We start from the raw sequence: 9,916 nt of genomic DNA, 5'->3' as shown, positions 1-9,916 counted from the left end.
AGGTGGCGGCGGCGAGGCCGGCCAGGTAGTCGCCGGAGCGCGCCGGGCTGGCCTTGGCCAGCAGGGTCTTGAGGTCGGCGAAGCGGTAGACCAGGCGGCCGACGGTGGTCTGGTAGGGCATGGCTGCAACCCGTGCGGAGAACGACGGGATTACCGTGCAGCGGCCGTGCCAGGCGTTGCGGCGCCGCGCCGGCTGCGGCTGTAGCCCCGGGACGGGCGCCGGGCTGGTGCATTGGCGATGGCGGTGCACCGCTAGGGGGCCTGGCGGGCGCCGGCGCCTGCCTATACTTCAGGCATTCCCCGCCCAGCATGGAGGCCGCCATGAGCCATCCCGCCGTCGAATCCATCCGCTGCGTGGCGTTGGTGGGCCATGCTCAAAGCGGCAAGACCAGCCTGGCCGAGGCCTTGTTGCAGGCCAGCGGCGCCATCGCAACGGCCGGCAGCGTGGAGCGTGGCGACAGCCAGTGCGACTTCGATCCCCTCGAGCGCGAGTACCGCCATTCGCTGGCGTCGGCGCTGGTGCATTTCTGCTACGGCGCGGCCGAGGTCAACCTGGTCGACACCCCCGGCTCTTCCGACTTCGTCGGCCAGGCCCTGCCGGCCCTGGCCGCGGTGGACACCGCGCTGGTGCTGGTCGATGCCCAGGCCGCAGCCGTCGAGCCCAGCACCCGGCGCATGATGGCCTGGGCGGCCGAGCGTGGCCTGTGCCGCATGCTGGTGGTGAACAAGATCGACGCCGAGCGGGTCGACCTGCCCGGCCTGCTGGCCGCCCTGCGTGAGGCCTTCGGCAAGGAGGTGCTGCCGCTCAACCTGCCGGCCGACGATGCCCGCCGGGTGGTGGACTGCTTCTTCAACCCCGAGGGGCAGGCCGACTTCTCCTCGGTGGCCGAGGCCCACCAGGCGCTGGTGGACCAGGTGGTCGAGGTGGACGAGGCGCTGATGGCGCGTTACTTGGAGCAGGGCGTGATCCGCCCGCAGGAGTTGCACGCGCCCTTCGAGCAGGCCCTGCGCGAGGGCCACCTGATCCCGCTGTGTTTCGTCTCGGCGCGTAGCGGCGCCGGGGTGGTCGAGCTGCTCGAGGTGCTGGAGAAGCTGGCGCCCAACCCGCTGGAGGGCAATCCGCCGGTTTTTCTCGACGAGCGCGGCAAGGCCTTCGCCACGCTGGCCGAGTCCGATCGCCATGTGTTGGCCCAGGTGTTCAAGGTGGTGATGGATCCCTTCGTCGGCAAACTCGGCATCTTCCGCCTGTACCAGGGCACGCTGCGGCGCGATGCCCAGCTGTACGTCGGTGCGCTGCGCAAGGCGGTCAAGGTCGGTCACTTGCTGCGCCCGCAGGGCCGGCGTTACGAGGAGGTGGCGCAGCTGCTGCCCGGCCAGTTCGGTGCCCTGGCCAAGGTGGAGGACCTGGAGTTTGGCGCGCTGCTGCACGACTCCCACGACGAGGATGCGCTGCAGTTCAAGCCGCTGCCCCTGCCGCAACCGATGCAGGGGCTGGCCGTCGCGGCCAAGCGCCGCGGCGACGAGCAGCGCCTCGCCGAGGTGCTGGGGCGCCTGCTGGCCGAGGATCCCTGCCTGCGCCTGGACTACCACCAGGACACCCAGGAGACGGTGCTGCGCGGCATGGGCGAGTTGCACCTGCGCTACCTGCTCGATCGCATGGCCGGTACCTACAAGCTGGAAGTGGAGACCCGCCCGCCGCGCGTGCCCTACCGCGAGACCATCAGCCGCGCGGCCGAGGGCCACTACCGGCACAAGAAGCAGAGCGGCGGCGCCGGCCAGTTCGGCGAGGTGTACCTGCGCATCGAACCGCTGCCGCGTGGCGCGGGCTTCGAGTTCGTCGACCAGATCAAGGGCGGGGTGATCCCCGGGCAGTTCATTCCCTCGGTGGAGAAGGGCGTGCGCTCGGTGCTGGCCGCCGGCCCCCTGGCCGGCTGCCCGCTGGAAGACGTGCGGGTCTGCGTCCACGATGGCAAGAGCCACCCGGTGGATTCCAAGGACGTGGCCTTCCAGGCCGCCGGCCGGCGGGCGATGCTCGAGGCCCTGCGGGCCGCCGGTGGCATAGTGCTGGAGCCGCTGGTCAACATCGAGGTGGTGGCGCCGCAGGGCCGCCTGGGCGACATCACCGCCGACCTGACCAGCCGCCGCGGCCAGGTGCTCGGCACCGACTCGCTGGGCCCGGACCAACTGCTGGTGCGCGGCCTGGTGCCGCTGGCCGAGCTGGAGGGCTATGCCGGACGGCTCAAGGCGATCACCGCCGGGCAGGGTAGCTACAGCCTGGCGCTCAGCCACTACGAGCAGGTACCGGTCGAGGTACAGCAGCGCCTGGCGCGCGAATACCGGGCGACGCCGGAAGAGGACTGAGTCCCTAGCCGCTCAGATGCAACCTGGGACTGTGGCCAAGCGCTGCGCTGGATCCGGGCCATGAGCACAGTTCAGCGATCCAGCAGGGCTCGGCAAGGGGGGATCAACAACGCGTCATCCAGCCTACGCCGGGGCGCCGCTCCGGCGGCCTGGGTTTGCGCTACAATGCGCGGCGTTTTTGACCTGCCGAGACCCGCCATGCCCGCCTGCCAGACCCCGATCATCGTCGCCCTCGACTTTCCCAGCCGTGACGCCGCCCTGGCCCTGGCCGACCGCCTCGACCCGGCGCTGTGCCGGGTCAAGGTGGGCAAGGAGCTGTTCACCCGCTGCGGCCCGCAGGTGGTCGAGGCGCTGCAGGCCAAGGGGTTCGAGCTGTTCCTCGACCTGAAATTCCACGACATCCCCAACACCACGGCGATGGCGGTCAAGGCCGCCGCGGAGCTGGGCGTGTGGATGGTCAACGTGCACTGCTCCGGCGGCCTGCGCATGATGGCCGCCTGCCGCGAGGAACTGGACAAGCTCAGCGGGCCCAAGCCGCTGCTGATCGGCGTCACCGTGCTGACCAGCATGGAGCAGCAGGACCTGGCCGGCATCGGCCTGGACCTGCCGCCGCAGCAGCAGGTGCTGCGTCTGGCCGGCCTGGCCGCCGAAGCCGGCCTCGACGGCCTGGTCTGCTCGGCGCAGGAAGCGCAGGCGCTGAAGGTCGCGCAACCGCGCCTGCAGCTGGTCACCCCGGGTATCCGCCCGGCCGGCAGCGCCGCCGACGACCAGAAACGCATCCTCACCCCGCGCCAGGCGCTGGACGCCGGCTCCGACTACCTGGTGATCGGCCGGCCGATCAGCCAGGCGGCCGATCCGGCGCAGGCGCTGGTTGCGGTGGTGGCCGAACTCGGCGCCTGATTGGGGCGCTGCATCCATCCGACTGATAAAGGCCCGCGGGTCTTTATCAGTTTCCTGCATGATCCTGCACTCCAACGCCTGATAGTGCTGCTCGCCGCCCGGCGCGCTGGCTAGACTCGTCGCGACTTTCAATCGCTGCGAGGAAGCAGATATGAGCATGACCTTCTCCGGCCAGGTCGCCCTGGTCACCGGCGGCGCCGCCGGCATCGGCCGCGCCACTGCCCTGGCATTCGCCGCCGAGGGGCTCAAGGTGGTGGTTTCCGACGTCGACGCCGCGGGCGGCGAGGGCACCGTCGAGCTGATTCGTGCGGCCGGCGGCGAGGCGCGTTTCGTGCGCTGCGACGTGACCTGTGACGCCGAGGTCAAGGCGCTGATGGAAGCGGTGATCGCCGCCTACGGCCGCCTCGACTACGCCTTCAACAACGCCGGCATCGAGATCGAGAAGGGCAAGCTGGCCGAGGGCAGCGAGGCCGAGTTCGACGCCATCATGGGCGTCAACGTCAAGGGCGTGTGGCTGTGCATGAAGCACCAGATTCCGCTGCTGCTGGCCCAGGGCGGCGGCGCCATCGTCAACACCGCCTCGGTGGCCGGCCTCGGCGCGGCGCCGAAGATGAGCATCTACTCCGCCTCCAAGCATGCGGTGATCGGCCTGACCAAGTCGGCGGCGGTGGAGTACGCGAAGAAGAAAATCCGCGTCAACGCCGTGTGCCCGGCGGTGATCGACACCGATATGTTCCGCCGCGCCTACGAGGCCGACCCGAAGAAGGCCGAGTTCGTCGCCACCATGCACCCGGTCGGGCGCATCGGCAAGGTCGAGGAAATCGCCACCGCGGTGCTCTACCTGTGCTGCGACAACGCGGCCTTCACCACCGGCCATGCGCTGGCGGTGGATGGCGGCGCTACCGCAATCTGAGCCTCTAGCTCGGCGTTTGGCGACGCCCTTGGTCTATCGTTGGCTCGCAGGGCCACTGCGTTGGGTGGCCCTGACTGCGCAAAATCCTGCCAGGTTCAACCGGAGCGATAACCCTGATGACCGCCGATCCCTTGCTGACGCTGTTTCTCCCCGCCGCACTGGGCATCATCATGCTCGGTCTCGGCTTGTCGCTGAGCCTGGCGGACTTTGCCCGGGTGGCGAAATTCCCCAAACCCGTGCTGATCGGCCTGGCCTGCCAGCTGCTGCTGTTGCCGCTGGCCTGCTTCTTCCTGGCCAAGGCCTTCGGCCTGGCGCCGGCGCTGGCGGTGGGGCTGATGCTGCTGGCTGCCTCGCCGGGCGGCACCACGGCCAACCTCTACAGCCACCTGGCGCATGGCGACGTGGCGCTGAACATCACCCTGACCGCGGTCAACTCGGTGGTGGCGATCCTCACCATGCCGCTGATCGTCAACCTGTCGCTGGCCTATTTCATGACCGCCGAGCAGGCCATCCCGCTGCAGTTCGCCAAGGTGGTGCAGGTGTTCGCCATCGTCCTCGGTCCGGTGGCCATCGGCATGTGGCTGCGCAGCCGCTTCCCCGGTTTCGCCGAGCGCATGCAGAAACCGGTGAAGATCGTCTCGGCGCTGTTCCTGCTGCTGATCATCCTGCTGGCGGTGGCCAAGGACTGGCGCACCTTCGTCGACTACGCCCCGGCGGTGGGCGGCGCGGCGCTGGCCTTCAACCTGCTGAGCATGGCAGTGGGCTACTGTGTGCCGCGCCTGCTCAAGCTCAACCTGCGCCAGGCGATCGCCATCGCCATGGAGATCGGCATCCACAACGGCACCCTGGCCATCGCCCTGGCGCTCAGCCCGGCGCTGCTGAACAACCCGACCATGGCCATTCCGGCGGCCATCTACAGCCTGATCATGTTCATCACCGCGGCGCTGTTCGGCCTCTGGGTCAACCGCGTGCACGGCGCCGAGCTGACAGGGCCGGTGGCGCCGGGGGAGCGGGCGTAGTGCGTAGGGTGGCTAGCGCTTTATCCATCCACCACTTCTGACGCCAAGGGTGGATGAAAAGAGCGTCATCCACCCTACGCGACCTCAACGCTTGCCGGCGTTGAGAGTCGCCAGGGTCAGCAGGCCGGCGACTATGCCCCAGAACGCCGAGCCGACGCCGAGCAGGCTCATGCCCGAGGCGGTGACCAGGAAGGTGATCAGCGCCGCCTCGCGTTCGTTGGGCTCGCTCATGGCCTGGGTCAGGCCGCCGATGATCGAGGCGAACAGCGCCAGCGCGGCGATGGACAGGATCAGCGCCGCCGGCAGTGCGGCGAACAGCGCCGCCAGGGTGGCGCCGAAGATCCCGGCGATGCCGTAGAACACCCCGCACCAGACCGCCGCGGTGTAGCGCTTGCGCGGGTCCTCGTGGGCTTCCGGGCCGGCGCAGATCGCTGCGCTGATCGCCGCCATATGGATGCCGTGGCTGCCGAACGGCGCCATCAGGATCGACACCAGGCCGGTGCTGGTCAGCAGCGGCGAGGCCGGCACCTCGTAGCCGTTGGCGCGCAGCACGGCCATGCCCGGCAGGTTCTGCGAGGCCATGGCGACGATGAACAGCGGAATGCCGATGCTGATGGCGGCGGCCAGGGAGAAGCTCGGCGTGGTCCACTCCGGCGTGGCCAGCTGCAGCTGGAAGCCGCTGAAATCCAGCAGGCCGAAAACCCCGGCCAGCAGGCTGCCGACGATCAGCGCGGCGAGCACCGCGTAGCGCGGCCACAGGCGCTTGCCGAACAGGTAGGCGAGCAGCATGGCGACCACCAGCACGGGCTGCTGCTCGGCGGCCACGCAGATTTCCAGGCCGATCTTGAATAGCACGCCGGCCAGCAGGGCGGCGGCGATGGAGGCGGGGATACGCCGCATCAGGCGGTCGAAGGTGCCGGTCAGGCCGATCAGCACGATCAGCCCCGAAGCCAGGATATAGGCGCCGATGGCCTCGCCGTAGGACACCTGCGGCAGGCTGGTGATCAGCAGCGCCGCGCCGGGGGTGGACCAGGCGATCATCACCGGCGCGCGGTAGCGCAGCGACAGCACGATGCAGCACAGCGCCATGCCGATCGACAGCGCCCAGATCCACGAGGAAATCTGCCCGCTGCTCAGGCCGGCGGCCTGGCCGGCCTGGAACATCAGCACCAGCGAGCTGGTGTAGCCGGTGAGCATGGCGATGAAGCCGGCGACCACGGCCGAGGTGGAGGTGTCCGCCAGCGGGCGCAGGCGGGCGGGGGCGGCGTCTTGCATCAGAACAGTCCCGTGTCGACGAGTATGGGGTAGAGCGAGGCGACCAAGAGTAACGCCATGCCGATATTGAAGGCGCGCAGCGCACGCGGATTGTTCAGCCAGCTGCGCAGCAGGCTGCCGGCCACGGTCCACAGGCCGACGCTGGGGCAGTTGACTAGGGCGAACAGCGCAGCGATCAGCAGCACGTTGCTGACGAAGCCGTCCTGCGGCGTGTAGGTGGTGATGGCGCCGATGGCCATGATCCACGCCTTGGGGTTGACCCACTGGAAGGCCGCCGCCTGGAGGAAGGTGAAGGGCTTGGCCGCCGGCCGGGCGCTGCCCTGCGGCGCGCCGGCCTGGGCGATCTTCCAGGCCAGGTAGAGCAGATAGGCGGCGCCGACGTAGCGCAGCACCTGGTGCAGCACCGGCAGGCGCTCGAACAGCTGGCCCAGCCCCAGCCCCACCGCAGCCACCAGCAGCATGAAGCCCAGGCTGATGCCGAGCATGTGCGGGATGCTGCGGCGCACGCCGAAATTCACCCCGGAGGCGAGCAGCATCATGTTGTTGGGCCCAGGCGTGACCGAGGTGACGAAGGCGAAGGCGACGAAGGCGAGCAAGAGTTCGGCGGTCATGGGGGTTCTCCGGTGACAGGCCATCAGCCTATGGCGCCGCCGGGGCGGCGTCGCGGTACAGCCACCTGCGGGTTGAACCGTACAGTCTGGTCAAGCGTCGCGCGCCTGGTTAGCCTCGGGGTTTTCCCGGATCAGGACAGGCCCGATGCAACCGGACAACCCCTATAGCGCGCCGCAGGCGGACCTGCTCGACGCGACACGCGCCCCCCGCCTGCAGGGCTGGAGCGCGCGCCAGCTGCAGGTGCTCGGCTGGCTGGCGCTGGTCTCGGTGCTGACCAACGCCCTGATGTTTGGCTTGCTGGTGGCCAGCGGCCTGCTGGAGGAGGGCGAGGCGCAGCTGCTGTTGGCCTACACCGACTGGCTGAACCTGGCGCTGGTGCTGCTCGGCTGCTACCTGCTGCTGCGGTTCAAGGCCTTCGCTGAGGCGCGTTTCGCCGCCAGGGGGCTGGGCGTGCCGATCTGGGCGCTGGTGGCGGTGACCCTGCTGCTGGAGGCGCTCGATGCTCTGTTCGGCGAGCGCCTGTTCGCCGCCCTGGATTGGCCGACCGCCAGCTATATCGGCGTGCTCTGCCTGATGGGCGCCTGCACCGCCTGGCTCGGTGTACGCCTGCTCAAGGTCGACTACCCCTATCCGGCGCTGCGGGTGATGGCCTGGCTCGACCTGGTCGGCGGCCTGATGCTGGTCAGCGTGCTGCTGATGCTGGTGGCCGTGCTGCCGCTGCTCGGCGCCGGCGTGGCGTTGATGCTGGTGTTCTTCAAGGGCGCCGCCGAGCTGCAGGAGCCGGCGGCGCACTAGCAGGCTCAGGGCTGGGTCAGCTGCGACTGGCTCAGCTGGTGCTCCTCGCCGGCGTAGTAGGCGCGCACCCTGGGGTCCATCACCGCGCGCCACAGCGGCGGAATCAGCGCCAGGACGATCATCCCGGCATAGCCGTTGGGCAGTTGCGGGCTGTCGTCGAAGTGGCGCAGCACCTGGTAGCGACGCTTGGCGTAGGCGTGGTGGTCGGAATGGCGCTGCAGGTGAAAGAGGAACAGGTTGGTCAGCAGGAAGTTGCTGTTCCACGAGTGATGCGGGTTGGTGCGCTCGTAGCGGCCGTTGTCCAGTTTGCGCCGGTGCAGGCCGTAGTGCTCGACGTAGTTGACTATCTCCAGCAGGGTGAAGGCCATGACCGCCTGGCCGAGGAAGAACAGCGCGCCGAGCCAGCCGAACGCCAGGCCGAAACCGAGCAGCAACAGGGCGCTGATGGCGTACCACCAGATCAGCTCGTTGCGCCAGTGCAGGGCCGGCAGGCCGCGACGTTTGAGGCGCTCGGCCTCCAGCGTCCAGGCGTTGAGGAAGTTGTGCTTGTAGGCGTGCGGCAGGAAGGCGTACAGGCTCTGGCCGAAGCGCGAGGAGGAGGCGTCCTCGGGGGTGGAGACGTGCACGTGATGGCCGCGTACGTGCTCCACCTTGAAGCCGGCGTAGCACACCGCGGCCAACAGCAGGCCGCCGGCGCGCTGTTCCAGCTGCGGATCCTTGTGGATCAGTTCGTGCGCCACGGTGATGCCGATGGCGCCCATCACCGTGCCGACCGACAGCACCCAGCCGAGCTGGCCGAGCCAGCTCCAGGCCTGGTAGTTGACGAACACCCAGCCGCTCCAGACCAGCATGGCCAGCAGCAGCGGCACCGTGGCCAGGCTCAGCAGGCGGTAGTAGCCCTGGGCTTCCAGGGCCGGCACCTCGCTGCTTTCCTCCGGGTTGGCCGGGTCGCGGCCGACCACGAAATCCAGCAGCGGAATCACCCCGAACACCACGGTGATCACCAGCCAGGCCCAGGCGTCGGCGTGGGCGCTGCCCAGCGACCAGTAGTAGCTGAGCGGAATGCCGAGCACCGGCACCAGCCAGATCCAGTAGCCGACCTTCTTCAGGGCGATCATCCAGGGGGAGGGCAGGCGTTCGAACATGGGCGGCTCCGGCTTGTTATCGTGGTGGGTACTGATGTCTGATTGTAGGACAATCTGTTTTCGAGACTAGCCGTCCGGGGCCCACCTTTAGATCAGAAAGCCGCCCGCCGGGGCGCTTGGCCCGGTAACACCCTGTGTTACACTCGCCGCTCGATTTTCCGCCGCCGCCCAGCAATGGCGGGGCTCTCAGACTCGACCGCCTGCCCCTGGATCGACGCAAATAAGGAATGTCATGACGTTCAAGGCCCCGGACAGCCTCGCCGAGCAAATTGCCCATTACCTGGCCGAACGCATCATTCGCGGCGAGCTCAAGGAGCGCGAGCGCATCCAGGAGCAGAAGGTCACCCAGGCGCTCAACGTCAGCCGCGGATCGGTGCGCGAGGCGCTGCTGATTCTTGAGCGTCGCCACCTGATCGTGATCCTGCCGCGTCGCGGCGCCCAGGTCACCGAACTGACCCCGCACAAGGTGCAGAGCCTCTACGGCCTGGTGATCGAGCTGTATATCCTGCTGGCCCGCGCGGTGATCGAGCGCTGGCAGGCGGAAAGCGATCTGGCGCCCTTCGTCGACATTCAGCAGCGCCTGCTGGACAGCCTGCAGCGCGGCGATATCGGCGCCTTCGTCGAGAACAGCTTCGACGTGATGCGCGCCGCCTTTCCCTTCGCCGACAACCCCTACCTGCAGGAAACCCTGGAGAACCTGCTGCCGGCCATCAGCCGCACCTATCACCTGGCGCTGGAGCGGCGCAAAGGCGAGATGGGCCAGTTCATGAACACCTTCGCCAGCCTGCTGCAGGCGATCATCGCCCGCGACCACGGCCGCGCCCGCGAGGTGCTGCTGGCTTACGGTCAGCACAACTGCCAGCTGGTGCTGGCGACCCTGGCCGAGCGCTAAGCCC

Annotated in this window: 10 protein-coding genes; 6 read left to right on the top strand and 4 right to left on the bottom strand. The window is 68.7% G+C overall.

What is annotated here, in order from left to right:
- Nucleotides 1-121 (bottom strand): ethanolamine ammonia-lyase subunit EutB (gene eutB, locus N878_RS28260; protein ID WP_156350851.1); only part of this gene is annotated, 121 nt, incomplete at its 3' end.
- A 200-nt stretch (nucleotides 122-321) separates the two neighbouring features.
- Here eutB and fusA point away from each other — a divergent pair.
- From fusA to N878_RS02915, 4 genes are all read left to right on the top strand, one after another.
- Complete coding sequence (gene fusA, locus N878_RS02930) at nucleotides 322-2,361, top strand: elongation factor G (RefSeq protein ID WP_021442192.1); 2,040 nt, start codon at nucleotides 322-324, stop codon at nucleotides 2,359-2,361.
- A 198-nt stretch (nucleotides 2,362-2,559) separates the two neighbouring features.
- Nucleotides 2,560-3,261, top strand: a complete 702-nt coding sequence (pyrF, locus tag N878_RS02925) for an orotidine-5'-phosphate decarboxylase (protein ID WP_021442191.1) — start codon at nucleotides 2,560-2,562, stop codon at nucleotides 3,259-3,261.
- 151 nt (nucleotides 3,262-3,412) lie between these two features.
- Nucleotides 3,413-4,174, top strand: coding sequence for an SDR family oxidoreductase (locus tag N878_RS02920; RefSeq protein WP_021442190.1), 762 nt, complete (start codon nucleotides 3,413-3,415; stop codon nucleotides 4,172-4,174).
- A gap of 116 nt (nucleotides 4,175-4,290) precedes the next feature.
- Nucleotides 4,291-5,193 carry a bile acid:sodium symporter family protein gene (locus N878_RS02915; RefSeq protein WP_021442189.1) on the top strand — a complete coding sequence of 301 codons (903 nt, stop codon included), beginning with the start codon at nucleotides 4,291-4,293 and terminating at the stop codon, nucleotides 5,191-5,193.
- Between the two features lie 84 nt (nucleotides 5,194-5,277).
- Here the strand turns inward: N878_RS02915 and N878_RS02910 are convergent, their stop codons facing one another.
- Together N878_RS02910 and N878_RS02905 are read right to left on the bottom strand one after the other, a co-directional pair.
- Nucleotides 5,278-6,468 (bottom strand): benzoate/H(+) symporter BenE family transporter, encoded by a 1,191-nt coding sequence (locus N878_RS02910; RefSeq protein ID WP_021442188.1) that lies wholly within the window; start codon nucleotides 6,466-6,468, stop codon nucleotides 5,278-5,280.
- Nucleotides 6,468-7,079 carry a LysE family translocator gene (locus N878_RS02905; RefSeq protein ID WP_021442187.1) on the bottom strand — a complete coding sequence of 204 codons (612 nt, stop codon included), beginning with the start codon at nucleotides 7,077-7,079 and terminating at the stop codon, nucleotides 6,468-6,470. Before N878_RS02905 ends, N878_RS02910 begins: the two co-directional genes overlap by 1 nt.
- Before the next feature lie 145 nt (nucleotides 7,080-7,224).
- On the opposite strand from N878_RS02905, the gene N878_RS02900 reads away from it, so the two are divergent.
- Entirely contained in the window at nucleotides 7,225-7,875 is a 651-nt protein-coding gene (locus tag N878_RS02900) for a hypothetical protein (protein WP_021442186.1), read from the top strand.
- Nucleotides 7,876-7,880: 5 nt separating this feature from the next.
- On the opposite strand, the gene N878_RS02895 is transcribed toward N878_RS02900, so the two are convergent.
- A complete protein-coding gene (locus N878_RS02895) occupies nucleotides 7,881-9,020 on the bottom strand; it encodes an alkane 1-monooxygenase (protein WP_021442185.1) in 1,140 nt (379 codons plus the stop codon).
- A 232-nt stretch (nucleotides 9,021-9,252) separates the two neighbouring features.
- Here N878_RS02895 and N878_RS02890 point away from each other — a divergent pair, with 232 nt between their 5' ends.
- Nucleotides 9,253-9,912, top strand: a complete 660-nt coding sequence (locus N878_RS02890; RefSeq protein WP_021442184.1) for a GntR family transcriptional regulator — start codon at nucleotides 9,253-9,255, stop codon at nucleotides 9,910-9,912.
- Nucleotides 9,913-9,916 lie beyond the last annotated feature (4 nt).

This window comes from Pseudomonas sp. EGD-AK9, assembly GCF_000465935.2.
GTDB lineage: Bacteria > Pseudomonadota > Gammaproteobacteria > Pseudomonadales > Pseudomonadaceae > Aquipseudomonas.
The sequence above is the reverse complement of the archived record's forward strand: the minus strand, read 5'-3'. Positions and strand labels throughout refer to the sequence as shown.